Annotated in this window: 25 protein-coding genes and 1 pseudogene; 9 read left to right on the forward strand and 17 right to left on the reverse strand. The window is 69.8% G+C overall.

Annotation, left to right across the window (positions count from 1 at the left end):
• Positions 1-371: 371 nt before the first annotated feature.
• Positions 372-857 (forward strand): hypothetical protein, encoded by a 486-nt coding sequence (locus tag QOL99_RS04225; RefSeq protein ID WP_285521693.1) that lies wholly within the window; start codon positions 372-374, stop codon positions 855-857.
• A 278-nt stretch (positions 858-1,135) separates the two neighbouring features.
• Here QOL99_RS04225 and gcvP read toward each other — a convergent pair whose 3' ends face one another.
• The 3 genes from gcvP to gcvT form a co-directional block, all read right to left on the reverse strand.
• A complete protein-coding gene (gene gcvP / locus QOL99_RS04230; RefSeq protein ID WP_285521696.1) occupies positions 1,136-3,985 on the reverse strand; it encodes an aminomethyl-transferring glycine dehydrogenase in 2,850 nt (949 codons plus the stop codon).
• Positions 3,986-4,070: 85 nt separating this feature from the next.
• On the reverse strand, positions 4,071-4,433 hold the full coding sequence (gene gcvH / locus QOL99_RS04235) for a glycine cleavage system protein GcvH (protein WP_285521697.1): 363 nt from the start codon (positions 4,431-4,433) through the stop codon (positions 4,071-4,073).
• 67 nt (positions 4,434-4,500) lie between these two features.
• Complete coding sequence (gcvT, locus tag QOL99_RS04240) at positions 4,501-5,571, reverse strand: glycine cleavage system aminomethyltransferase GcvT (RefSeq protein ID WP_285521699.1); 1,071 nt, start codon at positions 5,569-5,571, stop codon at positions 4,501-4,503.
• Between the two features lie 70 nt (positions 5,572-5,641).
• On the opposite strand from gcvT, the gene QOL99_RS04245 reads away from it, so the two are divergent.
• A complete protein-coding gene (locus tag QOL99_RS04245) occupies positions 5,642-6,196 on the forward strand; it encodes a 2'-5' RNA ligase family protein (RefSeq protein WP_285521701.1) in 555 nt (184 codons plus the stop codon).
• A 4-nt stretch (positions 6,197-6,200) separates the two neighbouring features.
• On the opposite strand, the gene QOL99_RS04250 is transcribed toward QOL99_RS04245, so the two are convergent.
• Both QOL99_RS04250 and QOL99_RS04255 read right to left on the reverse strand, forming a co-directional pair.
• On the reverse strand, positions 6,201-6,752 hold the full coding sequence (locus tag QOL99_RS04250) for a 5-formyltetrahydrofolate cyclo-ligase (protein WP_285521703.1): 552 nt from the start codon (positions 6,750-6,752) through the stop codon (positions 6,201-6,203).
• A gap of 75 nt (positions 6,753-6,827) precedes the next feature.
• Positions 6,828-7,679 carry a DUF4394 domain-containing protein gene (locus QOL99_RS04255; RefSeq protein WP_285521705.1) on the reverse strand — a complete coding sequence of 284 codons (852 nt, stop codon included), beginning with the start codon at positions 7,677-7,679 and terminating at the stop codon, positions 6,828-6,830.
• 161 nt (positions 7,680-7,840) lie between these two features.
• Here QOL99_RS04255 and QOL99_RS04260 point away from each other — a divergent pair, with 161 nt between their 5' ends.
• Complete coding sequence (locus tag QOL99_RS04260) at positions 7,841-8,473, forward strand: SDR family NAD(P)-dependent oxidoreductase (protein WP_285521707.1); 633 nt, start codon at positions 7,841-7,843, stop codon at positions 8,471-8,473.
• 290 nt (positions 8,474-8,763) lie between these two features.
• On the opposite strand, the pseudogene hisIE reads toward QOL99_RS04260, so the two are convergent.
• Positions 8,764-9,426, reverse strand: a pseudogene (gene hisIE / locus QOL99_RS04265) (bifunctional phosphoribosyl-AMP cyclohydrolase/phosphoribosyl-ATP diphosphatase HisIE); the annotation flags it as partial.
• Positions 9,423-10,214, reverse strand: a complete 792-nt coding sequence (hisF, locus tag QOL99_RS04270) for an imidazole glycerol phosphate synthase subunit HisF (protein WP_285521712.1) — start codon at positions 10,212-10,214, stop codon at positions 9,423-9,425. The pseudogene hisIE and the gene hisF, both read right to left, overlap by 4 nt.
• A gap of 177 nt (positions 10,215-10,391) precedes the next feature.
• On the opposite strand from hisF, the gene QOL99_RS04275 reads away from it, so the two are divergent.
• A complete protein-coding gene (locus tag QOL99_RS04275; RefSeq protein WP_285521713.1) occupies positions 10,392-10,799 on the forward strand; it encodes a response regulator in 408 nt (135 codons plus the stop codon).
• A gap of 62 nt (positions 10,800-10,861) precedes the next feature.
• On the forward strand, positions 10,862-11,692 hold the full coding sequence (locus tag QOL99_RS04280; protein WP_285521716.1) for a DUF72 domain-containing protein: 831 nt from the start codon (positions 10,862-10,864) through the stop codon (positions 11,690-11,692).
• An 85-nt stretch (positions 11,693-11,777) separates the two neighbouring features.
• Here the strand turns inward: QOL99_RS04280 and ttcA are convergent, their stop codons facing one another.
• Positions 11,778-12,671: a tRNA 2-thiocytidine(32) synthetase TtcA gene (gene ttcA, locus QOL99_RS04285; protein ID WP_285521718.1), complete on the reverse strand. Its 894-nt coding sequence runs from the start codon at positions 12,669-12,671 to the stop codon at positions 11,778-11,780.
• Positions 12,668-13,486 carry a DUF817 family protein gene (locus QOL99_RS04290; protein WP_326522569.1) on the reverse strand — a complete coding sequence of 273 codons (819 nt, stop codon included), beginning with the start codon at positions 13,484-13,486 and terminating at the stop codon, positions 12,668-12,670. The genes ttcA and QOL99_RS04290 overlap by 4 nt, the downstream gene beginning before the upstream one ends.
• A 389-nt stretch (positions 13,487-13,875) precedes the next feature.
• Between QOL99_RS04290 and QOL99_RS04295 the strand changes: the two genes are divergently transcribed.
• The gene (locus tag QOL99_RS04295) at positions 13,876-16,347 is read left to right on the forward strand and encodes a transglycosylase domain-containing protein (protein ID WP_285521720.1); all 2,472 of its coding nucleotides are present in this window, start codon (positions 13,876-13,878) and stop codon (positions 16,345-16,347) included.
• A 7-nt stretch (positions 16,348-16,354) separates the two neighbouring features.
• Here the strand turns inward: QOL99_RS04295 and QOL99_RS04300 are convergent, their stop codons facing one another.
• Together QOL99_RS04300 and QOL99_RS04305 are read right to left on the reverse strand one after the other, a co-directional pair.
• On the reverse strand, positions 16,355-16,693 hold the full coding sequence (locus QOL99_RS04300) for a YraN family protein (RefSeq protein ID WP_285521744.1): 339 nt from the start codon (positions 16,691-16,693) through the stop codon (positions 16,355-16,357).
• Positions 16,690-17,115: a putative dsRNA-binding protein gene (locus QOL99_RS04305; RefSeq protein WP_285521723.1), complete on the reverse strand. Its 426-nt coding sequence runs from the start codon at positions 17,113-17,115 to the stop codon at positions 16,690-16,692. The genes QOL99_RS04300 and QOL99_RS04305 overlap by 4 nt, the downstream gene beginning before the upstream one ends.
• Before the next feature lie 121 nt (positions 17,116-17,236).
• Here QOL99_RS04305 and QOL99_RS04310 point away from each other — a divergent pair, with 121 nt between their 5' ends.
• Together QOL99_RS04310 and QOL99_RS04315 are read left to right on the forward strand one after the other, a co-directional pair.
• The gene (locus QOL99_RS04310) at positions 17,237-18,499 is read left to right on the forward strand and encodes a uracil-xanthine permease family protein (RefSeq protein ID WP_285521724.1); all 1,263 of its coding nucleotides are present in this window, start codon (positions 17,237-17,239) and stop codon (positions 18,497-18,499) included.
• Between the two features lie 74 nt (positions 18,500-18,573).
• Positions 18,574-19,089 carry a hypothetical protein gene (locus QOL99_RS04315; RefSeq protein ID WP_285521726.1) on the forward strand — a complete coding sequence of 172 codons (516 nt, stop codon included), beginning with the start codon at positions 18,574-18,576 and terminating at the stop codon, positions 19,087-19,089.
• 36 nt (positions 19,090-19,125) lie between these two features.
• Here QOL99_RS04315 and uvrB read toward each other — a convergent pair whose 3' ends face one another.
• The 5 genes from uvrB to QOL99_RS04340 all read right to left on the reverse strand — a co-directional run bounded on the left by uvrB (position 19,126) and on the right by QOL99_RS04340 (position 24,018).
• Complete coding sequence (gene uvrB / locus QOL99_RS04320; RefSeq protein WP_285521729.1) at positions 19,126-21,141, reverse strand: excinuclease ABC subunit UvrB; 2,016 nt, start codon at positions 21,139-21,141, stop codon at positions 19,126-19,128.
• 331 nt (positions 21,142-21,472) lie between these two features.
• Positions 21,473-21,901 carry a P-loop NTPase family protein gene (locus tag QOL99_RS04325; RefSeq protein WP_285521731.1) on the reverse strand — a complete coding sequence of 143 codons (429 nt, stop codon included), beginning with the start codon at positions 21,899-21,901 and terminating at the stop codon, positions 21,473-21,475.
• Entirely contained in the window at positions 21,898-22,644 is a 747-nt protein-coding gene (locus tag QOL99_RS04330; RefSeq protein ID WP_285521734.1) for a class I SAM-dependent methyltransferase, read from the reverse strand. Before QOL99_RS04330 ends, QOL99_RS04325 begins: the two co-directional genes overlap by 4 nt.
• Entirely contained in the window at positions 22,637-23,551 is a 915-nt protein-coding gene (locus QOL99_RS04335; RefSeq protein ID WP_285521736.1) for a GNAT family N-acetyltransferase, read from the reverse strand. The genes QOL99_RS04330 and QOL99_RS04335 overlap by 8 nt, the downstream gene beginning before the upstream one ends.
• A complete protein-coding gene (locus tag QOL99_RS04340; RefSeq protein ID WP_285521737.1) occupies positions 23,548-24,018 on the reverse strand; it encodes an NUDIX domain-containing protein in 471 nt (156 codons plus the stop codon). Before QOL99_RS04340 ends, QOL99_RS04335 begins: the two co-directional genes overlap by 4 nt.
• 87 nt (positions 24,019-24,105) lie before the next feature.
• Between QOL99_RS04340 and QOL99_RS04345 the strand changes: the two genes are divergently transcribed.
• Positions 24,106-24,849, forward strand: a complete 744-nt coding sequence (locus tag QOL99_RS04345; protein WP_285521738.1) for a hypothetical protein — start codon at positions 24,106-24,108, stop codon at positions 24,847-24,849.
• On the opposite strand, the gene QOL99_RS04350 is transcribed toward QOL99_RS04345, so the two are convergent.
• Positions 24,834-25,268, reverse strand: a 435-nt coding sequence (locus QOL99_RS04350; RefSeq protein WP_285521740.1) for a LysR family substrate-binding domain-containing protein, incomplete at its 5' end; no start/stop codon positions are given. The two genes, QOL99_RS04345 and QOL99_RS04350, sit on opposite strands and share 16 nt — an antisense overlap.

Consider the following 25,268-nt stretch of genomic DNA (forward strand, 5'->3'; position numbering starts at 1 on the left):
TCCCGCTCCTGTACAGCAAAAACCTCAACCTGTCAGGTACTGAGCCCGGCACGAATAGGCGAGGGCAGATGGATAGGGATGGATAGGGAGGGAGTCTCCCGGCAGTCGTCGGTTATGGGGTTGCCCGCTCACCCTTCGCCACGTTCTGCCCGGTCACCCGCCACACCCGCCCAGCGTTGAAGGTGTGCCAAGGCGGGCCGCCTGGGCCTTCACGCGCCGGGCAGCGGGACTCCCTATCGTGTGGCTGGTGCCGCCGCCAGGATGCGGGGGCCCCATGAGCCGGTCTCTCACCGCGCCTCTCGCAGAACATGCCTGATGTAGGGCGGCCCCCCACGGACGAACGTTTTGCAAACCACGTAAGGAGAACAACCATGAACCGGAACAGCTCCCGTGCCCCACTCCTGAAACCTGTCGCGGCCTTTTTGCTGGCTGCCCTCGGCCTGGCCCACGCCCAGCCTGTTTCCAATGTCCAAGTGACCTTCGACCGCTGCGAAGGCACCATCGAGCAGCGTCTCCGGAGCACCGAACGGGGCGTCAGCCGGTTCCAGGTGACGGCCTCCGGGCAGGTGAGCGGCCGGGCAAGTACGGCTGCGCAAGTCTTCGAGCTGAGCGTGCTCGCTCCCGGCGCGAGCCGCCCGTTGGTGTACCGCTCCAACGCGGTCTCGCTGGTGCGCCCGTCCCGGGAGGCCTACGTGCTGACCGCCTCCCTGATCGCCAACAACACGCTGATGAACTACGCCCTGACGCTGCCCGCAAACAGCCGGAACGCGGCCGTCCTGGTGGCGACGGACGCGGCGGGCAATGCGCTCTACCGGGGAACCTGCCGCTGGACGATCAACTCCGGCCGTCTTCCCTGAGCAGGGGGCAGGGTGGGCGAGGAGGCTGGGCCCCTGACGCCCTGCGTCCACCCACTGACGTGAGACGGAAGCCCACCGAGCAGCCCCCATAGCTGGGCAACCGTCTTGCCAGGCCTGCACTCCCCGGCAAGCTCCGGCAAGTTTCCTGGCAGTTACGCTCTGGCCCGCCAGCATGTCCGCCACAGATTGACCGCGCTCGTCACGGCCTGAAGGTCGGGGCAGGGGCAGCTGGTCTCACGCTGCCCCTGCCCCGACCTGTCCTCGGCTCTATGCCTCCTCTATGCTTCCGCGTACTCCTCCACCAGCGGGCACGAGCACACGAAGTTGCGGTCGCCGTACACGTTGTCCACCCGGTTCACGGCGGGCCAGTACTTCCAGGCCCGCTGGGCACGGCTGGGGAAGGCGGCGGTCTCGCGGCTGTAGGCCCGGTTCCATTCGCCCGCCATCAGGTCGTCCTGGGTGTGCGGCGCGTGACGCAGCGGGCTGTCCTCGGCCGGGAGCAGGCCGTCTTCCACCTCCTGAATCTCGCGGCGGATGTGCAGCATCGCGTCGATGAAGCGGTCGAGTTCCTCCTTCGGCTCGCTCTCGGTCGGCTCGATCATCAGGGTGCCGGGCACCGGGAAGCTCATGGTGGGGGCGTGGAAGCCGTAGTCCATCAGCCGCTTGGCGATGTCCTCCTCGGTGATGCCGCTGGCCCCCTTGAGGGGGCGAATGTCGAGAATGCACTCGTGGGCCACCCGCCCGCCGCGGCCCGTGTACAGCACCGGGAAGGCGCCACTGAGCTTCTGCGCGATGTAGTTGGCGTTCAGCAGCGCGACCTGGGTGGCCCTCTTCAGGCCCTCCGGCCCCAGCAGCCGGATGTACAGGTACGAGATGGGCAGGATGCTCGCGCTGCCGTACGGCGCGGCGCTGACGGCCCCGGTGCGGCTCTCGCTCGTGGCGCGGACCGTGTGGTTCGGCAGGAAGGGCGCGAGGTGAGCCTTCACGCCGATGGGACCCATGCCCGGCCCGCCGCCGCCGTGGGGGATGGCGAAGGTCTTGTGCAGGTTGAGGTGCGACACGTCCGAGCCGATCAGCCCCGGCTTGGCGAGCCCCACCATCGCGTTCATGTTCGCCCCGTCGAGGTAGACCTGCCCGCCGTGCGCGTGGACGATCTCGCAGACCTCGGTGACGTGCTCCTCGTACACGCCGTGGGTGCTGGGGTAGGTGATCATCAGGGCGCCGAGGTTGGCGCTGTGCTTCTCGGCCTGAGCCTTCAGGTCGTTCAGGTCGATATTGCCGCTCGCATCGGTCTTGACCACCACCACCTGCATCCCCAGCATGGCCGCGCTCGCGGGGTTGGTGCCGTGGGCGCTCGCCGGAATCAGGCAGACGCTGCGGTGCGCTTCATTCCGGCTCTCGTGGTACTTGCGGATGGCGAGCAGGCCCGCGTACTCGCCCTGGGCCCCGCTGTTGGGCTGCAAGGAAACGGCGTCGTATCCGGTGATGTCGGCCAGCCAGGCTTCCAGCTCCGCGAGCAGCTGCGCGTACCCTTCCGTTTGATCGGCGGGCGCGAAGGGGTGCAGGCTGCCGAACTCGGGCCACGTCACCGGGATCATCTCGGCGGTGGCGTTGAGCTTCATCGTGCAGCTTCCCAGGGGAATCATGCCGTGGACGAGGCTGTAGTCACGGTTCTCCAGCGCCTTGAGGTACCGCAGCATGGCGTGCTCGGAGTGATGCGTGTTGAAGACGGGGTGGGTGAGGTACGCGGAGGTGCGCTGGAGGCCCTCGGGGATGCCTTCTGCGGCCTGCCCGTCCAGCGACAGCACGTCCACCCGCTCCCCGGTCAGCGCCTCGGCGATGTCCGCGATGTCGGCGGGAGTCACCGTCTCGTCGAGGCTGACGCCCACGCGCCCGTTCCCGTAGCGGAAGTTGATTCCCTTCGCCTCGGCCCGCTCCCGGATGGCGGCCACGTCGCCGCCGAAGGTCAGGGTGTCGAAGAAGGTGGCGTTCGGCTCCAGCCCGGCGTTCCCCAGCGCCTTCGCCAGAATCCCGGTCATCCGCTGGACGCGCTGGGCAATCGTGCGAATCCCCTCCGGCCCGTGGTAGACGGCATAGGCGGCGGCCATGTTCGCCAGCAGCGCCTGCGCGGTGCAGATGTTGGAGGTCGCCTTCTCGCGGCGGATGTGCTGCTCGCGGGTCTGCATCGCCATGCGCAGGGCAGTCTTGCCCCGGCCGTCCTTGCTCACGCCGATCACGCGGCCGGGCATGGAGCGCTCAAAGCCCTTCTGGCAGGCCAGGAACGCCGCGTGCGGCCCCCCGAAGCCCATCGGCACGCCGAGGCGCTGGGCGCTGCCGATCACGATATCGGCCCCCTGCTCGCCGGGCGGCGTCACCAGGGCGCAGGCCAGCAGGTCGGTCGCCACGATCAGGGCCGCCTGTGCCCCGTGTGCCCGCTCGGAGATGGGGGAGAGGTCGTGCAGGTCCCCGTGGGTGCCGGGCGTCTGCACCAGCGCGGCGAAGGTGCCCTCGGGCAGTTCCCCGCTCGCGGCTCCCGTGACCACCTCGTACCCGAAGTACTCCGCGCGGGTGCGAACCACGTCCAGGGTCTGCGGGTGAACATCGTCGGCCACGTAGAAGACGTTGCCCTTGCTCTTGACCACGCGTTTGGCAAGCGTCATCGCCTCGGCGGCGGCGGTCGCCTCGTCGAGCAGAGAGGCGTTGGAGACGGGCATCCCGGTCAGGTCCATCACGGTCTGCTGGAAATTGAGCAGCATTTCCAATCGGCCCTGGCTGATCTCGGCCTGGTAGGGCGTGTAGGCCGTGTACCAGCCGGGGTTTTCCAGCATGTTCCGCAGGATCACGGGGGGCACGTGCGTGCCGTGGTAGCCCATGCCGATGTACGAGCGGAAGACCTTGTTCTTGGCGGCTACGGCCTTGAGATCGGCCAGCGCCTGCGCCTCGGTCACCGGGCCGCCCACGTTCAGCTCGCCCGTGAAGCGGATGGCCTCGGGCAGGGTCGTCTCGGTGAGTTCGTCGAGGCTGGAGACGCCGAGTTCGGCCAGCATCTCGGCCTGTTCCACCTCGGTGGGGCCGATGTGGCGGCGGGTGAAGTCGTCGGTTTGCAGGAGTTGGTTCAGGGGGCGCATGGAGTCTCCTTGAGGGGCAATCAGGGGTCAGCGGTCAGCGTTCAGCCTCGTGGTGCTGACGGCTGACCGCTGGGGGCTGACGGCTTCAGTTGTTCGCGGCGCTGTAGGCGTTGGCGTCCATCAGGTCGCCGCTTTCCTCGGTCACGTCCAGCCGGAACAGCCAGCCGTCCGTATAGGCGCCGCTGTTGACGAGTTCGGGGCTGCCGGACAGGGCCTCGTTGACGGCCACAATGGTGCCGCTGGCGGGGGCGTAGATGTCGGAGGCGGTCTTCACGCTCTCCACGACGGCGACCGTCTCGCCCGCGGAGACGACGCGCCCGACCTCGGGGAGTTCCACGTACACCACGTCACCAAGCTGGTCCTGCGCGAAGTCGGAGATGCCGACGGTGCCGTCGGGGGCGAGCCATTCGTGGGAGGCGGCGTACTTCAGTTCGCTGGGGGTCTGCATGGGCTTGATTCTCCTCTATGAAGGGGGCGGAAGTCTGTCGGCGGTGTCGCGGGGGTCCAGCGTTCGTTCAGCGCTTGTAGAAGGGCAACTCCACCCGCCGCGCCGGATGCGCCTTGCCGCGCACCTCGACCTCGTAGGCGTCGGCATTCGCCGCGTCCGCCCGCACGAGGGCCATGGCGATGGGGTGCCCGAGGGTGGGGCTGGTGCTGCCGGAGGTGACGTGGCCGACGCTCTCGCCGCCGAGCAGCACCGGGTAGCCCTCGCGCACGGGCACGCGGTCGAGCGCGAGGCCGATCAGCCTCACGGTGGGCGCGGCCTGAATCCCGGCGCGGCCCACGTGGTCCTTGTCCTTGACCACCCAGCTGTAGGTGCTGGCGAGGGGGTGCAGGTCGTCGGCGAACTCGTGGCCGTAGAGGGGAAAGCCCGCCTCCAGCCGCAAGGTGTCGCGGGCGCCCAGGCCCGCCGGGGTCAGCCCGACCGCGATCAGGCGGTCCCACAGGGCCTCGGCGTCGTCGGCCTTCACGAAGACCTCGAAGCCGTCTTCGCCCGTGTAGCCGGTGCGGGCGAACATCACCGGGAACTCCAGCAGGGTGCCCGGGAAGAAGGCGTTCTTCTTCTTCGCGCTCAGGTCCACGTCGGTGTGGGGTTGCAGCAGCGCCTCGGCCTGCGGCCCCTGCAAGGCGAGCAGGCCCCACTCGGGGGACTCGTCCGTGAGGGTCACGTCGTAGCCCGCCGCGTGCGTCTGGAGATGCGTCCAGTCCTTCTCGATGTTGGAGGCGTTCACCACCAGCAGGAACTCCGTCTCGCCCACCCGGTAGACGTAGATGTCGTCCACCAGCCCGCCCGACTCGTTGGGGAGCCAGTTGTACCCCGCGCGGCCGGGCCTGAGCTTGCTCACGTCGTTGGTGGTGACGCGCTGGAGGAAGGCTTCGGCGTCCGGCCCGCTCACCCGGAACTCGCCCATGTGCGACACGTCGAACATGGCGGCGCGGGTGCGGACCGCCTCGTGCTCGGCCTTCACGCCCGCGTACTGCACGGGCATGTCCCAGCCCCCGAAGGGAACCATGCGGGCCCCCGCCCGCAGGTGCGCGGCGTGCAGGGGGGTCCGCTTCAGCGGCGTCTCGGTCGTCGGGGTCACCCCCAAACTGTACCGGAGCGCCGCCCACGTCGTCCGGGCCGCCCGGACGTGCGGGGGGCTAGGCTGGGGCATGACCGGGCCGGAAAACGCGCACGCGAACGCCTCTTTCCTGCTGGGAGTGCGGCCGCCGCCGGGCCTCGGGACGCGGATGGACGCCTTCCGCACCCGGCTGGGGCTGCGCGAGAGTGCCGCGCACGTCACCGTGAAGGCGCGGAGCGGGTTGGGGCCGGAGTTGAGGTGGTGGGAGGCGGCACGGACCGTGGTGGCCGCGAGTGCCCCCGTCCGCCTGAATGTTGGCGGTCCTCAGGCCTTCCGCAACGGCACCGCCGTCTACCTCGGCGTCACCTCGCCGGACGTGGTGGCGCTCCACCTCCGACTGCTGGATTCGTTGAATCCGCCCCAGCGCTTCGGCTACGAGGGACCGCAGATGACGCCCCACCTCACCCTGGCCCTGCGGCGGCGTGGGGTGGACCTCGGCACGGTGCTGGAGGCGGCGCGGGCGGAATTTGCCGACCTGAAGGGGCAACCGCTGACCTTCACCGCCCACGAGGTCTGGGTCATGCGCAAGCCGGGACCGGGAGGCCTCTACGTGCCGTGGGAGGCGTGGCCGCTGGGTCAGGGCTGACCGCTCAGGGCTGAACGGGCCGCACGCCGCCCTCGGTCGCCAGGAACCCTGCCCGCAGGTCGTGGGCCTCGGTGGGGAGGGCGTCCACCACCAGCGCCTCCGGGACCACCCCCACGGTCAGGCCGGAAAACCCCGGCAGCAGGCGGTCGTAGAAGCCGCCGCCGTAGCCCAACCTCACCCCGAAGCGGTCGAAGGCGAGGCCGGGGAGGAGCACGGCGTCCACCGTCTCCAGCGCGACGCGGGGAGTAGGGGCCGGGGGCTGGCGCACCCCGAAGCGGCTGACCTCCGTCGCCGTGTCCCACGGGTGCAGCGTCAGGTGCGGCGCAGGCTGGAAGCGGGCGCGGGTGGTCAGCAACTCGAACCCGGCGGCCAGCGCCCCCACGTCCGGCTCGCCGGGCAGGGCGTGGTAGGCCAGCACCCGCCGCGCTCCCCGCGCGTGCAGGAAGGCGGCGAGGTGGGCACAAACTTCGGCCGAGTGGTCCGGCTGCCCGGCCCGCACCTCCCGCGCCCACGCCCGCCAGGTGGGTTTGGGGGCGCCGTGGGGGGGCGGGGTCATGGGGGACAGCCTAGCGAATGGGCCAGGAGAAAACCCCCGGCAGCGATGGCCGGGGGCAGGGGAGGCGGGAGACGCTTACTGGTTCGGCAGCGCCAGCGCGAAGGAGCGCAGGGCGAGGCCACTGACCGTGCTCCTGGAGGTGGCCGCGCCTGTGGTCAGGTTGACGGTGTAGAGCATGGTGTTGCCGCCCATGCTCACGCTGAGGTACGCCATGTCCGCCCCGGCGATGTCGAAGCCGGTCATGCCCTTCATGGCGTCCACGCCCAGCTTGCCGACCGGGGCCAGCGTGCTGAACTGAGGACCGACCGAGTGGATGACCAGGGTGTCCTGATCAGCGTCCACCGAGTACAGGGTCGTCATGGTGCCGGCATTGATGGCCCCGGCCGCGCTGTTGTTGAACGAGTTGGTGTAGGCCGCCGCGACGAGGTTGGGATTGGGCGTGCCGCCCACGTACATCAGCATCCCGTCGTCGGTGACCGTTCCAGCGGGCGAGGCCGTCGGGACCGGCGCCGCGTTCAGGGTCAGGCGGAAGTTGCGGTCCGTCTCGGCGAGGACGCGCAGGCGGTTGGCCGCCGGGTTGAAGTCGATGGCGACGGGCGTGATGCCTGCTGTCAGGCTGGACCCGTCGGCGGTCAGGGCGCCGGTGGCCGGGTCGAGGCGGTACAGCTTGCCGGTATCCGACATGGCGTAGAGCCGGTTGTCGGTGTTGCGCACGTCCAGGTCGATCAGCGTCTCGCTGCTGCCCAGGCCCGTCACTGCGGTGCGCTTGAGGCTCTGGGTGGCGTTGTCGGTGCCGAAGGTCACCAGGCGCCCCTGGGTGTCCAGCCCGTAGGCAGTCAGGCCCTGGGGGGCGGCGGGGGCTTTCATCGTCCCGCAGGCGGAGAGGGCGAGGGCAAGGGTCGCGGAGAGAAGGGCGAGTCGTTTCATGGGGAGTCTCCTGCCGGAAGCGGGGGAGCGCCTCCGGTCTTCGTTCAGCTCTAAGCGGCGGCGACGCGATTGGATGCGCTGAGGTCTTGAGCGGAGCTTTATCTACCGGCTCTGTCCGCCCCGCCACCGTCCCCGGCGCGGCGGGGTGGTCTGCTCGGCCCATGCACACGCTGATTGTGGGAGCGACCGGGGGCATCGGGGCGGCGACGGCGCGGGCCTTTGGGGCACGGGGGGACCGGCTGACCCTGAGCGGACGGGACGCGGGGCGGCTCGCGGCGCTGGCCACCGAACTCGGCGCAGAGGCCAGGGCCGCCGATCTGGGCTACGAGAGCCACGTGCGGGCGCTGCTGGAGGGCGTGGAAGGCGTGGACACCCTGGTCTACGCGGCGGGCGCGGCCCTTCCCGGTCCCTTGCAGGAGGCGGACCCCGCAGCGGTGCGGGCCGTGTGGAACGCGAACTACTTCGGGGCGCTGTGGGTGCTCAAGCATGGGCTGGGGCGCCTGAATCCCGGTGGGCGCGTCTACCTGCTGGGAGCGCGGCCTGAACTCGTGACCGCGCGGGGCTTTTCCCAGTACGCGGCGAGCAAGGCCGCCTTGAGAAGCGCCGCCGAGATCGCCCGGCTGGAGGCGCGGGGGGTCGGGATCACGCTGGTGCTGCCGCCCGCCGTGGACACCGGCCTGTGGGCACAGGTGGGGCGGGTGCCGCGCGGGGCGATCTCGCCGGAGGCCGTCGCCGCCGCCATCGCCGCCGACCGGGACGGCCCCCCGCAGCCCGAGCTGAGGCCGGAGGGTTAGAGCATTTGCCATAAGAAGGCGGTGGGTTTCCGCATTCGTTGGCCGAGCGGACTTGCAAAGCTGCGCAGCAGAACGAGCGAATTGAAGAAGAGCATTGGGCATTCGGGGAGGCACCTGGGGCGCCCTTCCCCGGGGGCCGTCATTCTGCCCAATGCTCTAGCCCGCTTCCTTCGGCCCCTTCAGCCCACTCCTGCCCTCACGTTCCCGCAGCACGGCGGCCACGTCGCCCGGCGAGACGCCCACCTCGGCCATCGCGAAGAGGGTATGGAACAGGAGGTCGGCCACCNCGCTTCCTTCGGCCCCTTCAGCCCACTCCTGCCCTCACGTTCCCGCAGCACGGCGGCCACGTCGCCCGGCGAGACGCCCACCTCGGCCATCGCGAAGAGGGTATGGAACAGGAGGTCGGCCACCTCGGTCGCCAGTTCCGCCCGGTCGCCATTTTTCGCCGCGAGCAGCACCTCGCCCGCCTCCTCGCTGATCTTCTTCAGCACCCGGTCGAGGCCCCCGGCGTGCAGCCGCGCCACGTAGCTGCCCTCCGGCAGGGTGGCGAGCCGCTGCGCGATGGTCGCGTGGACGCGCTCCAGGGTGCCGCCGAGTCCAGCGTCCGGGGCCTCCCCCTCCAGCAGCGGCGTGTGGAAGCAGGAATATTCCCCGGTGTGGCAGGCCGGCCCGGTCTGCTCGACCCGGTACAGCACGCTGTCGCCGTCGCAGTCCAGATGCACCGAGACGACCCGCTGGGTGTGCCCGCTCGTCGCGCCCTTGACCCACTGCTCCCCCCGCGAGCGGCTGTAGTAGGTGGCCTCCCGCGTCTCCAGCGTGCGCTCCAGGGCGGCGCGGTCGGCATACGCCTGCATCAGCACCGCGCCGGTGCGGGCGTCCTGGGTCACGACCGGGATCAGGCCGCTCGTTCCTGCCTCGGGGGGACCGAACTTCACGGCGTCCAACCCGCTCACACGTCCCGCCAGTCGGGGCGCACGGGCAGCCCCTCGGCCTTCAGGTACGCCTTGACCTGCGGCACCGTCAGCTCCCCGAAGTGAAAGACGCTGGCGGCGAGCGCGGCGTCGGCCTGTCCGCCCGCCTCGCCGCCGCGCAGCACGTCGCGGAAATCCTCCAGCCGCCCGGCCCCGCCCGAGGCGATCACGGGCAGGTCCACCGCCGAGGCGACGGCGCGGGTCGCGTCCAGGTCGAAGCCCGCGCGGGTGCCGTCGGCGTCCATCACGTTGAGGCAGATCTCGCCCGCGCCCAGCTGCTGGCCCTGCTCGGCCCACGCCAGCAGGTCGAGGCCGGTGTCCACCCGGCCGCCGCCCACGTGGACCGTCCAGCCCTCACCGCCCGGCCGCCGCTTGGCGTCGATGCTCAGGACCACGCACTGCGCCCCGAAGTGGTCGGACGCCTCGCGGATCAGCTCCGGGCGCCGCACCGCGCCGCTGTTCACGCTGATCTTGTCGGCCCCGGCCATCAGCAGTTGCCGGAAGTCCGACACGGCGTTCACGCCGCCGCCCACCGTCAGCGGCATCATCACCTGCTCGGCCACCTGGGCAGCCACGTCCAGCATCAGGGCCCGGCCCTCGTGGGTCGCGGTGATGTCGTAGAAGACCAGTTCGTCGGCCTGCTGCGCCTCGTAGGCCTGCGCGAGCGTGAGGGGGTCCCCGGCGTCGCGGTGGTCCTCGAAAAAGCGGACATTCTTGACCACCCGCCCGTTTTGCACGTCCAGACAGGGGATGATGCGCTTCGTGAGCATGGGAGGCAGTCTAGCCCGCTGCCCGGGACGTCCCGCTGACCCGGTCCCACCTGACTGGACATGAGTTCCTCACACCTTTGTGTTTAGGATGAATTTGATAAAATCTTTACGTTCCGGGGAGTACAGGAAGGGCCGTGATTCGCGCAGGTCAGGCGAAGGGGTGGGGTGACGGGGCACATGGAAAGACGGCGAATCCTGCTGGTGGACGACAATCCGAACGATGTGGAGCTGGCCCTCAACGCCCTTCAGGACCGCGAAGCCGAGGTCGAGGTGGCGGCCAGCGGCGCGGAGGCCCTCGCCGCCCTGCATGGCCGCCCGCTGCCCGACCTGATCCTGCTCGACCTGAATATGCCGCAGATGGACGGCCTCGCCGTGCTCGACCAGATTCGCGGCGCTCCCGCCACCTGCAGGATTCCGGTCGTGATCCTGAGCACCAGCGGCGAGGAACGCGACGTGGCCGACTGCTACGCGCACGGCGCGACCGCCTACGTGGTCAAGCCGATGGACTTCGGGCAGTTCCGCTGCGCCCTGCGGACCATCACCGACTTCTGGGCGCGGCTGAACGTGCGGCCCCGGCTGCGCTGAGCCGTTCCAACCCTCAAGCCGAGCTTCAGACCCGGCCCCACGCCCCACGCTACCCTGCCCCCATGCGTGTCTGGATCGGCTGCGGCGGCTACACCAACGACGACTGGGCGGCCCCCGGCCTGATCTACGAGGGCGTCAAGAAAGACGCCTACCTGGAGACCTACTCCCGGCACTTCGACGCGGTGGAACTGAACAGCAGTTTCTACGCGATTCCGGGCCTCAAGGCCTTCGAGGGCATGGCCCGCAAGTCGGGCGGGCGGACCCGCTTCACGGTGAAGGTGAACAGGGTCTTTACCCACGACCGCGCCCCCCAGAGCGCCGACTTCGACCGCATGCTGCAAAGCCCGCAGCCCCTGCGCGACGCCGGGCTGATGGGGCCGTATCTGGCGCAGTTTCCCTATTCCTTTCACCGCACCGCCGAGAACCGCAAATATCTGCTGGCGCTGGCCGAGCGTTTCGCCGGGCACGAGCTGGCGGTCGAGTTGCGCCACGCCTCCTGGGACCAGCCGGGCGTGCGCGAGGGCATGGCCGAGTACGGCCTGATCTGGGTCAGCCCCGACTACCCGCCGGTCGGTGGGATGCCCGAGCCGCAGGTGCATGTCACGACCGACGTGGGCTACCTGCGGCTGCACGGGCGCAACAAGGGCAGCTGGTGGGACGGTCAGAGTGCCGCCGAGCGCCACGACTACCTCTACACCCGCGCCGAGATGGACGAGTGGGCCGAGAAGATCGCGCTGGTCGAGGGCGACCTCAGCGAGCTGTACATCTACTTTCAGAACACGACCAGGGGCCACGCTCTGAAAAACATCCCCATGCTGCGCGAGGCGCTCAATGCGCGGGGGGTGCCGGTCAAGACGCCGGAGCCGGGCGAGGACGAGGGGCGGCTGCTGTAGGACGCATGGTCGGTCGCTCGTGGTGGGTCGAGGTCGAAGGCCAGAGCTTCAGCCCCGACAAGCCGACGACCACACGTGACACGCCTCAAAGCATCGTCATCTCGCTGAGTCCCGCCAGAAACTCGCGCTCGGGGTATTCCTCCCCGTCGAAGCCCCTGTCGCCCTCGGCAGGCTGGACGCTCAGGGAGGCGAAGTCGAAGAGGTCGCGGTCCAGCAGGTGGCTGGGCGTCACGCGCGTCAGCCCGCGCAGCACGTTTTGCAACCGGCCCGGATGCTCGCGCTCCCAGCCCTGCAACATCTGCCCGACCACCTCGCGCTGGAGGTTGGGCTGGCTGCCGCACAGGGTGCAGGGGATGATGGGAAAGCCCTTTGCCACGGCGTACCGCTCGATGTCCCGTTCCGCGAGGTAGGCCAGCGGGCGAATCACCACGTTCGTCCCGTCGTCCGACTGGAGCTTGGGCGGCATCGCCTTCAGCCGCGCACCGAAGAACAGGTTCATGAACAGCGTCTCCAGAATGTCCTCGCGGTGGTGGCCCAGGGCGATTTTCGTCGCGCCGATCTCGCGGGCATGCTGGTAGAGGGCGCCCCGGCGCAATCGGCTGCACAGGGCGCAGGTGGTCTTGCCCGGCGGCGTCTTCGCCTGGACGACGGAGTAGGTGTTCTGGGTCAGGATCTGAAAGGGCACCCCCAGCCGCGTGAGGTACTCCGGCAGCACCTCCCGGGGAAAGCCCGGCTGACCCTGGTCGAGGTTCACGGCCACGACCTCGAAGTCGATGGGCGCACGCCTGTGCAGGTGCAGCAGGATGTCCAGCAGCGTGTAGCTGTCCTTGCCTCCCGAGAGGCAAACCATCACCCGGTCACCCTCCTCGATCATGCGGTAGTCGGTGATGGCCGCCGCCGCACCTTTCACGAGGGGCGCGAACAGACGCGGGAGGTCGGTGTGGGGGGCAGCGGTGGGGGAGGGACGGGTCTGGGTCATGGCGTCTCGCTTGGCCCGCTGCGGCGAGCGGGAGTCGGGGACATGGTAGCCCCGGCGCCTCCGGCCTGACCCTCCCCGGCATTCATCCGGGCCACGATCAGCACGGCGGGCGTCAGCATCAGCGCCCACGCGAGCCACTTGCCGGGGTGGACAGGCTGCCAGCCCCCGGCCTGGTGCGGGTACACCCACGCGCCCAGCCCGGTCGCCACATTCTCCGCGAGGTAGACAAAGGCGGCGATCAGGGCCAGCGAGAGGGGGAGGCCCATCCGGAAGCGCTCGCCCCCCACCGTGAAGGCCACCCGCGTCCGGCGGTAGGCCAGCAGCAGGGCCGCCGTCAGCCCCAGCCGCACCTCCAGCCCGGCCATCACGAAGAAGTGGGCGTAGGTGCCGCCCACGAGGGCGACCTGAAGGGCCAGCGGCGGCTCCCCGCTCAGGCGCAGTCCCGACCGCCGCCACGCCTGCGCGACGTAGCTGCCCACGCTGGCGTACATGAACCCCGCGTAGAGCGGCACGCCGAGCACCTTGCTGACGGCCTCGTCCGGGTAGGCCCAGGCGCCCAGCGCGACCCGGTGCGCCTCCAGCCCGAAGCCCAGCGCGTGAAAGAGCAGCAGCGCCCCAGCCTCGCGCGGTGTCTCGAAGCGGGTCCAGACCAGCGCCGCCTGCACCAGCAGGCACCCCAACAGCAGGAAGTCGTAGCGGGCCAGCCCCCAATCCTCCAGCGGCAGCACCTTTGACAGCGCCAGCAGCCCCACCACGCTGAAGGCGAAGGTGCAGCACAGCGCCTGCACAGCGGTGAAGTGGGCAAGCAGGTGCAGGAAGCGGGAGAACGGCGACGGCCACGTGCCCTCCCCGGGTGGGCCCTTCCCGGGTGGGACTGGGAGAGCTGGCGCGAACCCTCTGGGGGCCTGATGGACACGGCCTCTGTCCTCCTTCCCCCCTGCGGGGGAGGCCGGGTGGGGGGTGGACGGCCACGCCGTCTCAGCCAGAGAACGGCCCTCGCCCCTGCAGACCTCCGTCCCCTCCCCCTCCCGTCTCATGCCCCCAGCGTGCCCCCCCGCCCCGGCTGGTGGCGTCATGCTTCCGGAGGACGCCCGCCTCATCTGCGGGCACTACTCTGGGAGGCGATGAGCTGCGCCTTGCCTTTCCCCTCCCAAGCGTGCCCCGCGCCCCGGTGCGTGCGCGGCGGCCCGGTAAAGTAGCTTTCATGCGCTTCTTCACGGGGCTGGGCGTGCTGCTGCTGCTGGGATCGGCGGGGGCGGGCACCCTGTGGTGGACCTGGGGGCGCGAGCTGCCCAGCGTGCAGGCCCTCGACGTGCTGGAACTCAGCGGGCAGACCCGGGTGTACGACCGCCGGGGGCAGCTGGTCGGCACCCTGACTCCCAGCCTGGGCGGGGGCAGCGGCGTGAACCGCGACCTGCTGGCCCTGAACGAGATCAGCCCCTGGCTGCGCAAGGCCATCGTGACCAGCGAGGACCGCCGCTTCTTCGAGCACCGGGGCGTGGACTATCAGGGCATCGTGCGCGGGCTGCTCAAGGGCGTGCTGTACAACGACCTGGAAGGCGGCTCCTCCATCACCCAGCAGGTCGTGAAAAACACGCTGCTGCACGACCTCGAAGGTGCCCGGACCCTGGAGCGCAAGTTCAAGGAGGCGGTGCTCGCCTACCAGCTGGAGCGCAACTTCTCCAAGGAACAGATTCTGGCCGCGTACCTCAACGTCATCTACTGGGGCGACGGGGGCCAGCGCGACATCATCGGGGCGGGGACGGCGGCGCGGGCCTACTTCAAGAAGGGGGCGGCGGACCTCAACCTCGCCGAGAGCGTGTACCTCACGACCATCGTGCCCGCGCCCAACCGCCGCTACAAGGATTTCGGGGCCTACCGCCCCCTGATGAAGAGCGTGCTCGACCGCATGGTCGAGGACGGGGAAGTGACCCGCGCCGAGGCCGACGCCGCCTGGAAGACCGAGATCTACCCGGCAGGCTGGCGCATCGGCTGGAACCCCGACGGCACCCTGCGCTCGGCGGTGCTGGAGCGCCCGGGTCGGCTGGAAGAGAACATGCCGCCGCCGCCCGCCCAGACGGCCTTTCACTCCCTGCAGGCGGTGGAGCAGGAGCTGAAGCGGGCGGGCGTGACGGGCAAGGCGCTGTACGGCGGCGGCAAGATTTTCACCGGGATGGACCTTCAGGCGCAGAAGGCGGCCGAGCAGGCCAGCCTGAACGCGCAGCTTCCCGACGGGGCGACCCTGGGAGCGGCCTACCTCAACCCGAAAAATGGCGAGGTGCTCGCGCTGGTGGGGCAGAAACTCGCGGGCGGACGCCCCGCCGACTGGAACAACGCGGTCCAGGCGCGGCGGCAGGTGGGCAGCTCCATCAAGCCGCTGCTGTACACGCTGGCGCTCGAGGAAGGCTGGAAGCAGAGCGACACCGTGCTGGACTCGCCCCTGACCGGGAGCTACCAGCCCAGGAACTACAACGGACGCTGGACCGGCGAGTACAAGACGATGCGCTACTCGCTGGACCACAGCCTCAACCTCACAACGGTGCGGATAGCGCAGGAACTGGGGGTCCCGGCGTTCGAGGCCAAGCTGCGTGAACTGGGCCTGACGCCGCCGCCCGACGCGGGGCTGTCGCTCTCGATCGGCACGCTGGAGGCCAGCCCGCTGCAGATGGCCGCCGCCTACGTGCCCTTTGCCAACGGGGGCCTGTACTACGCGCCCACGCTGGTGCGCCGGGTGGAGGGAGCGCAGGGCGAGGTGCTCTACAGCCGCCCCGCCCCGCAGGGCAAGCGGGTCTGGGACGTGCGGACGGCGTGGCTGGGGCTGGACATGCTGCGCGGGGTGGTGAACGACCTGACCCCCGTGCAGGGCGGCCTCGCCACCCGCGCCCAGATTCCCGGCTGGGACGTGGGCGGCAAGACGGGCACCACCAACGACGTGAAGGACCTGTGGTTCGCCGGGGTCACCCCGCTGATCTCGGGGGCGGTGTGGGTGGGCAACCAGAGCGGCCAGCCGCTGCCGGGCTGGGCCTACAGCGGCGAGATTCCCACCCCGGTCTGGCAGCAGGCGGTCGCCGGGGCGCTGGCGGGACAGCCCCGCGTCCCGTTCACCGAGCCGGGCGGCATCACCTACCGGGTGGTGCGGCAGGTCAACATGGCCTTCCGCGAGGAGGAGGCCGACCAGCCCCCGGTCGCCCGCGACGGCAGCGGCCGGGGCGAGGGCGGTTTCTTCGGGCGGCGAACCCAGGTGCCCGCGCCGACGCCGGTTCCAGTCCCCGCTCCGGCGCCCGATCCCGCGCCAGTGCCGGACCCTGTGCCCGTACCAGATCCTGTGCCCGTGCCAGTTCCCGAGCCAGGGCCGGTCGAACCCATCCCCGACGTTCAGCCCCTTCCCGAAGAGGTGCCCGCCGAGCCCCCCGCCGACCTCTTCCCGCAGGAGGTGGCCCCGCCCGAGGCCCCGCTGCCGGAAGACCCCTACGCGCCCGAGCCGCTGCCGCAGGATGACTTCGGTACGCCCGCGCCGCCCGTGGAGGACGTGGCCCCGGAACCCTTCCCCGAACCGCTGCCGACCCCCGAGGACTCCGGCGACGGCGGCTTCGGCGAGCAGGTGCCGCCCCCCGACGAGCCCCTGCCCTACGAGCCGCCCGCACCGGAGGACTTCGGAGCGCCGCTCGGTTTCTAGCCGGGCCCTACTCCACCGCCACCAGCCGCAGCGTTCCCGTCTCCGCCGGGCCGTCGATGGTCAGCACTTCCAGGCGGCAGGGCAGATCGTCGCGCCCCAGTTCGCGCACGAGGTAGGTCAACGCCGACCGCCCCATCAGCGCGAGCTTGCGCGGGGTCACGCTCTCGGCGGCGTCGCCGAAGCGGGCCGAGCGGCGCTGGCGGACCTCGGTGAAGACGAGGACCTCGCCGTCCCGCGACACGAGGTCGATCTCGCCGCCCGGAATGCGGTAGTTGCGGGCCAGAATGACCCGGCCGAGGCTCTTCAGATGGGCAGCGGCGCGGGCCTCGGCGTCGGCGCCCTTCAGCCCTCCTCCTCCGGGCCGTGGCCCAGATCGCTCAGCAGGTCGCGGTAGAGGCGGGCGGCGTCGCGGCGCACGTCGTCCAGGCCAGCGTCGTCGTCGGCCAGCTCCAGCGCCGTCTCCAGCGCACCCTCCAGCACGGCGGCGTAGATGGGCCAGCGGCCCTGCGGGGCGGTGTCCTGCTCCTGCTCCTGCTCCGACTCCTCCTCCCCGTCCTCGCCCTCCAGCTGCGAGAGGGCGTCCTCGGCGGCGGCCCGCTCGGCGTCGCGCTTGGAGCGGCCCTCGCCGTGGCCCAGCTCGCGGCCCCCGGCCCTCACGGTGACGCGAAAGGTGCGCTCGTGGGCGGGGCCTGTCCCCTGCGCGTCGAAGGTGGGGGTGCCGAGGCCCAGCGCCGTGAGCCGCGCGATCAGGTCGCCCTTGGGGTTCATCCTCTCAGGGTACATGCGCCGCGGGGGCGCGGTATGCTGGCCGCCCGGAACAACCCGCGTTTCCTCGCCCTGCCCCGTCCCTGCGGCAGAGGCCCACGCCGCGCGTGTCCCCGGAGGCCCCATGACCCAGACCGCCCCTGCCCCCATCCCGCCTGCCCGCCGCCTCGTGCTGGGGCTGCAACATTCGGTCGCCATGTTCGGCGCGACGGTGCTCGTACCCATCCTGGTGGGGCTCTCGCCCTCGGTGGCCCTCTTCGGGGCGGGAGTGGCGACGCTGCTCTTTCACCTGCTCACGCGGGGGCAGGTGCCCATCTTCCTGGGGTCGAGTTTCGCCTTCATCGCTCCCACCGCCCTGGTCGTGAAAGAGTTCGGCCCCGCTGCCGCCGGGGGTGGCCTGATCGCGGCCGGGGCGATGTACCTGCTGTTTTCCGGGCTGGTGCGGGTGCTGGGCGTGGGGCGGCTTCTGCAGGTCTTCCCCCCCGTGGTCACCGGTCCCGTCATCATCGTGATCGGCCTGGGGCTGAGTAGCGTGGCGGTCGATCAGGCCAAGACGAACTGGTGGCTGGCCCTCGTCACGCTCGCGGCGGCGGTCGTGGCGAGCCTGTGGGGCCGGGGCCTGTTCCGGATGATTCCCATTCTGATCGGCGTGGTCACGGGGTACCTCGTCTCGCTCGCCACCGGGCAGGTGGGCCGCGAGGCGCTGGACGCGGTCGCGGCGGCCCCGCTGCTGGGCCTGCCGGACTTCCACGCCCCGGCCTTCGACTGGCGGGCAGTCGCCATCATCGCGCCCGTGGCGGTCGTGACCTTTATCGAGCATGTGGGCGACGTGATCGTGAACGGGCGGGTCGTGGGCAGGAACTTTCTGGAAAAGCCGGGCCTGAGCCGCACGCTGTTTGCCGACGGCCTCGCCAACATGAGCAGCGCGGCGCTGGGTGGCCCCGCCGCGACCACCTACGCCGAGAACACGGGCGTGCTGGCCCTGACCCGCGTCTATGACCCCCGTGTGATCCAGATCGGGGCTGTTTTCGCCGTCCTCTTCGGCTGTTCGCCCAAGCTGGCCGCCGTGCTGCGGAGCCTGCCGCAGGGGGTGCTGGGCGGCGTCAGCATCCTGCTGTTCGGCATGATCGCCTCTGTCGGCATCCGCACGCTGGCCGAGGCGAAAATCGACTTCGCGCACTCGCGCAACCTGATCATCGTCTCCTTGATTCTGGTGCTGGGCCTGGGTGGGGCGGCCTTTCCGATCAGCGTGGGCGGCACCACCCTGAACCTGTCGGGCATGGCCCTCGCGGCGCTGGTGGGGATCGCAGCGAACCTGATTCTCCCGGCGCAGAAGCCGGAGGTGGACGGCGGTGAGACCGGGGAGCGGGAGCGGGTGCTGCACTGAGCGGGTGGGGAGGCTCTGCGCCGTTTGAAGCTGCTCAGCTCAACCCCCACGGTGCAGCCGCGTATTCTTGGGCCATGCGAACCATCCGGAACCTGGTGCTGCCGCTGCTGGCCGTCTTCACCCTGGGGCCGGGAGCAGCGGGAGGGGGTGCCGACGGGCCGCCCGCCGCGTCCGGCTTGCGGCCTGGACAGAACTGGCTGCTCCGGGGCGTGGACGCCGGGGGCCGCGAGGTCCTGCACAGCCTGACGGTCGCGGGCCAGCCGCAGTGGGACGGAAGACGCTGGTTCGCGCCCACCACGCTGGGAACCGTGCTGGTCAGTGAGGCGGTGCCCCTGATGCTGGTGGTGTCCGCCTCGGAGGCGGCCGGGCGCACGGGCCTGATCTGTTTCGGCGCACGGGACGGGGACCGGCACCGGGGCATCCTGCTGTCGGGCACCCCGCCGCAACAAAGGGAACAGGCTGGACGGGTCGCGGAGGCGGAGCGCCGCTGGCGGGCCTCCCTGCCCCGCCCCCGTGGAGCCACCGGGCGCGAGATGCAGGGCTGGGCCAGGGCCGCTGGGGTCGGCACCTGTGAGGCGTTGGTGTTCTGAAGGGCACCCGGCACCCTCCTCGTCCTGCGCCCAGCCCTACCGCCGCCCCTTGCGCCTGACCTTCTGCCCCGGCACCGTCGCCTGCTTGAATTCCTTGCCCTGCAGCTTGGCCTCGATCGCGCGAATCTGGTCACGCAGCGAGGCGGCCCGCTCGAAGTCGAGGTCCTCGGACGCCTGCCACATGTCGAGTTCGAGGTCGGTGAGCTGCGCGGCCAGCGTGTCCCGGTCCTCGCCCACGTTCTCCGAGCTGATCTCGTCGGGTGTCTCCTCGCCCCGGATGACGTTGCGGACGCCCTTGACCACCGTGGTCGGCGTGATGCCGTGTTCCTCGTTGTAGGCGACCTGCTTCTCGCGGCGGCGGCGGGTCTCGTCCATCGCGGATTCCATCGCGGGCGTAATGGTGTCGCCGTACAGGATCACCTCGCCCCGCACGTTGCGGGCCGCGCGGCCGATGGTCTGGATCAGGGCGCGCTCGCTTCTCAGGAAGCCGGGCTTGTCGGCGTCCAGAATCGCCACGAGCGAGACTTCCGGCAGGTCCAGCCCCTCGCGCAGCAGGTTGATGCCCACCAGGACGTCGTAGTGCCCCAGCCGCAGGTCGCGGATGATGACCTGCCGCTCCACGCTGTCGATGTCCGAGTGCATGTAGCGGGTCCGGACGCCCTTCTCGAGCATGTACTCGGTGAGGTCCTCCGCCATGCGCTTGGTCAGGGTGGTCACCAGCGTGCGCTCGCCCCTGGCCGCCCGCTCGCGCACCCGGCCCAGCAGGTCCTCGATCTGGCCCTGGATGGGGCGCACGGTCACGGGCGGGTCCACCAGCCCGGTCGGGCGGATGATCTGGTCGGCCACGCTGTCGCTGACCTGCCGCTCGAAGGGGCCGGGGGTGGCCGACACAAACACGGTCTGCCCGGTCTTGGAGAGGAACTCGTCGAAGTTCAGCGGGCGGTTGTCCATCGCGGAGGGCAGCCGGAAGCCGTAGTCCACCAACGTCTGTTTCCGCGCCCGGTCCCCGTTCGCCATCCCGCCAATCTGCGGCACCGTGACGTGCGACTCGTCGATAAAGGTCACGAAGTCGTCCGGAAAGTAGTCCAGCATGGTGTACGGCGTGGCCCCCACGGCCCGCCCGTCGATATGCCGCGAGTAGTTCTCGATGCCCGAGCAGTAGCCCAGCACCTTGAGCATCTCCAGGTCGTAGAGGGTGCGCTCCTTGAGCCGCTGCGCCTCGAGCAGCTTGCCCACCGACTTGAAGTATTCCAGCCGCGCGTCCAGCTCCTCCTGAATGGTCACGATGGCCCGCTCGATATTCCCCGCCGACGAGACGTAGTGCTTGGCCGGGTAAATCACCGTGGCGTCGAGGTCGGCCAGCCGGTCCCCGGTGAGGGGATGCACCACGCTGAGGCGCTCGATGTCGTCGCCCCACATCTCGACGCGCAGCGGCTGCTCGTCGTAGGCGGGCCAGACCTCCACAATCTCGCCCTTGACCCGGAAGCGGCCCGGCATCATCTCGATGTCGTTGCGCTCGTACTGCATGTTGACCAGCCGCCCCAGCAGCTCGTCGCGGGGCATGGAGCCGCCCTTTTTCAGCACCGCGTTGAGCGCCGTGTACTCCTTGGGGTCGCCCAGGCCATAGATGCACGACACCGACGCCACCACGATGGTGTCCCGCCGGGTGAGCAGCGAGCGCGTGGTGGAGTGCCGCAGCCGCTCGATTTCCTGATTGATGGCGGCGTCCTTCTCGATAAAGAGGTCCTTGCCGGGCACGTACGCCTCGGGCTGGTAGTAGTCGTAGTAGGAGATGAAGAACTCGACCGCCGCGTCGGGAAAGAACTCGCGGAACTCGGAGGCGAGCTGGGCGGTGAGGATCTTGTTGGGGGCCATGATCAGGGCGGGGCGCCCCGTCTCCTCAATGACCTTCGCCATGGAGTACGTCTTGCCGGTGCCCGTCGCTCCCAGCAGCGTCTGGAACCGCAGGCCCGAGTCGAGCCCGTCCACCAGCGAGCGAATGGCGGTCGGCTGGTCACCGGACGGGGTGAAGTCGGATTTGACCTTCAGCATCGAACTACCTCCACGGGGCGGGACAGGACAGGGGCCGAGCGCCGGATTCCGGCACGCGAATGCATCCCACCAGTTTACGCGCAGAACGTAAGGCGGGTGTGGGGAGGATGACCGAGTCTCAGCCTTTCAAGCGCCGCAACGCGTCCTGAATGTCGCGGCCACTTCGCAGCACGACCAGCTGCAGCCCCGGCACGGTTCGGAGCCGCTCTAGAGCATTTGACAGAAGGACGGCCCCCGGGGAAGGGCGCCCCTAGTGCCTCCATTCTGCCCCATGCTCTTCTTCAATTCGCTCGCTCCGCTCGGCCAACGCATGCGGAAACCCACCGCATTCTTATGGCAAATGCTCTAGCATTCCCGTCACCTTGTCCGGGAAGTGCCAGGTATAGCGGAGAAACTCCCGATCCGGCCAGCGGGGACGGGTTCCAGCAAAGTGGGGATGCCGTCCCGACAGCTCGCGCCGCAGCACCCGCCACAGGCAGAGTTCACGCGGCGGCATCAGAAAAAGCACGGTGTCCGCCTGCGCGGCTCTCATGGTGATGGTGCTGTTGTAGTTGCCGTCCATGATCCAGCTTTCTCCAGCCAGCGCGTCCTGCAGCCGCTGCTGCCAGACGCTTCGGGGGACTTCCTGTTGTCCCAGTTGCTCCTTTTCCCAGTACAGGTCGTCCAGATGCACGAGGGGCAACCCCGTCCGCGCCGCCAGCTCCTGGGCGAAGGTGCTCTTGCCCGCGCCGGGGCTGCCGACGATCAGGACGCGCTTCACTCCGGTTTCCTCGCCACCACCACGAGTTCGCCGCGCTCCTCGCCCACGCGCTCGCCATGCCAGCCGCCGTAAATGGTTTCCACCGCGAACCCGGCGGCCATCAGGCTCTGGCGCAATTCGGCCTCCGTGCGAAAGCGCAGGGTGCTGCGGTCGGTGATCCGTTCACCGGAGGCCAGAAACTGCATGTGGCCGGTAAAGGTCACGCGGCCATCCGTCACCCCGTCCACCGTCATCCACGCTTCCAGTTCCTGACCGTCCGGCAGGGTCACTCTCTCGCGTTCGTCACCCGAATCCCAGACTTCCCAGCCCCGCGCCGCCGGGTCGCGTGAATCGAAGGCCAGCCGTCCGCCGGGCACCAGGGCGCGGTGGAGGTGCCCCAGGACTTCGGCCCACGCCGCGTCCTCCTCAAAAATCTGTGCGACGTGCGAAGTCATCAGCGCGAGGTCGAACGCCTCGCCTGGTGCCGCTTTTGCCGTGCCGTGAATCCAGTTCACCGCCTCTGCTCCTGGCTTGGATTGCGCCACGTCCAGCGAGGCGCGGGCGGGGTCGACGCCCGTGACGCGGTGCCCGGCCCGTGCCAGCGCGGTGGTCAGGCGGCCCGTGCCGCAACCTAGATCCAGAATGCGGCGGCCGGGTTGCCCGTTTGCCAGCGCCAGAAAGAAGTCGTCGTCGGCTCCCCAGCGGTTCTGGAGGTCATAGAGGGGGACCAATCGGGGGTCGTTGTATTCGGGTGAGTCAGTCACGGACATCTCCAGTCAAGGTGAGCCACACCCGGCCCGGCTCCCAGGGAAGTTCGCGGCGCAGATGCATGGCGTTCGGGTCGGCGCTGTCCAGTTCGGGGAGCACCCGTGTGACGCCGCTCGCCGCCGCGCTCCGCAGGGCCAGCCCGGTCAGCGCCAGGGTGAGGATGCGCCCATAGGCGGCGAACTGGCCGGGCACGCCGAACCAGCCCAGTTCTGCCGCTGCCGGGTCGCCCATATCGCGCACGCTGCTGACCCCGGCCAGCTCGTCCCCGCGCCGGGCCACCCATAACCACTCCGGCCGCAGATCGTCGCCCAGAAAGTCCGCCCCGGCCTCTTGCTCGCTTTCGGCGGCGGGCGGGTCGTGTTCGTGGGTGTGGGCGTACACGTCCAGATGCAGGCGCGTGAGCCGTCGCCGCAGGTCCGGCCCCTCCAGCGCGGGCATGGGCAACAGCGCGAAGCCCAGCGCCTCCGCTTCCCGCACCCAGGCCGACACCTGCGCGGCGCTGACCCGGGCGGGGTCCAGGGTCGGCAGGTGGGTTTCCAGCCTGACCGTGAGGCCCCGCGCCCCTAGAAAGCGCACCGCTTCGGGCAGGTGGGCGTAGGTCGCCGTTTTGAGGGTCCCGGTGGCTCCCCGCGTGACCTCCTGCCACAGTGCCGCGCCCACACCCTGACGGCGGTGCCTGGGGTGGACGTGGACGCCCACATACCGGAAGGTGGGGTGCCGCGTCCCGCTTCTCAGGCTGGCGTAGCCCACCACCTCGTCCCCGACGGTTGCGACCCACCCCGGAGCGCGGCCCCCGCCGTGGTAGGCCACCGCGCCCTCATCCCCGTCCCAGACGTTCAGAAGCAGCGTGCCCACAGCTTCCCGGTCTCCAGGCCGGGTGGGGTGCAGGGTGAAGGGGGTCATCTTTGCCCCCGGTCGTCCGTCACGAAGTGACCCACCTGTCCGTCCGGCATTCGCAGCAGCTCCGGCAGGCAACGGGGGTAGACCGTGTGGGCGTCCAGTTCAGACAGCGGCAGCCACTCCAGCACGCACCCTGGATTGTCGAGTGCGGCGAAGGGCAAGCTTGGGAGTGTCTCGCCGGAAATGCGGTAGTAGAAGCCCGTTTCATGCCACTCGCGGCCCCCTAGCTGGAAGAAGTTCTCGATGACCCCGGCCAGGGTGAACTCCGCTTTGCCGTCGCCCGTTTCCTCCAACCACCCGCGCTGCGCCCCCTGCCCGCTGGGTTCCCCGGTCAGTAACGCGCCGCCTGGCACATACAGGAAGTCGGGATTGTCGCGGCACACCAGCAGGTGCTCGCCCTGAACACACAGGATGCCCACGCGCAGATTCACGATGGTGCCGTCAGGAGCCGGGAAGCGGAAGTCAGTCACCGCGCCAGTGTGGGGCGGGGCCAGGCGCGGGGGCATCGGCCAGATGGCGGGGGTTATAGAGCCCACAGGTCTTCCTACACTCTGACCATGCTCGACCCCGCACTACGTCAGTCTCTGCTTCAGGGTCTTCAGGTGGCGTTAGAAGCCCAACCCTCCGTGCAGGCCGCCTGGCTGGAGGGAGCGGACGCCCTGGGAAAGGCCGATGAATTCTCCGATCTGGACCTCTGGCTGGACGTAACGGCTGGGAATGAAGAGACGGCCCTGGCAGCGGTGCGGAACGCGGTCAGGGTTTTCGGTCCTCTGGACGTTGAGCAGGAGAGGGCGCACCCTGATCCATTCATCCGGCAAGTGTTCTACCGCTCGGCCGGGCTGCCACGCTTCCTCTTTGTGGATGTCTGCGTGCAGACGCATGGACGGGAGGTGGTGTTTGGCCCCGCCGACGCCTTCCTCCCCCTGTTCGACCGGGTGGGAGTACTGCGTCAGGGGGCCTCAGCACCAATAGATTTGCGAGTGGAAATTGCGGATGTGCTCGCCGGGCGCTGGCGGCACGTCCTCGTGGAAAAGGAGCTTCAGCGGGGGCATGTGCTCGAAGCGCGGGGCTATTTCCACGACGAGGTGCTTGCCCCTCTGGTGCGTCTGCTCCGGTTGAAACACTGCCCCGAGAAACGCGACTATGGACTCAAGCACATCTCTGTGGACTTGCCAGCGGATGATCTTCAGCGGCTTGAACGCCTCTACAGCCTGACCACCACTGAGGAACTGCGCGGGGGAGTGCAGAGGGTCAATGACTGGCTCGATGAACTTGGAAACGACAGCTATTCCCTTCCCTGATTCTGGAGCACTTCCCCCGCCACCTCCAGAAAACTCCCCACCACCGGACCCATCTCCCCGCCGCCGCGCCACACGGCCACGATCTCGATGACGGGTGCGCCGCGCACCGGGCAGTAGACCACGCCGGGCAGCGAGAGGCGCTCGAAGAAGCGGATGGGCAGGAACACCCCCACCCCCGCCGCCACCAGCGAGAGCAGGGTGGGAATCTCGATGGCCTCCTGCACCACCTGCGGCGTGTAGCCCGCGCCCGAGGTCCAGCGCATGACCTGATCGAAGTAGGTGGCCCGCAGGTGGCGGGGAAAGAAGACGAAGGGTTCCCCCGCGAGGTCCCCGATCTCCAATTCGGCCCGCGCCGCCAGCGGGTGCCCGGCGGGCAGCGCGGCCACCAGCGGCTGCCGCCACAGCGGGCGCGAGGTGAG

The sequence above is a fragment of the Deinococcus rhizophilus genome (assembly GCF_030271215.1).
Classification (GTDB): Bacteria; Deinococcota; Deinococci; order Deinococcales; family Deinococcaceae; genus Deinococcus; species Deinococcus rhizophilus.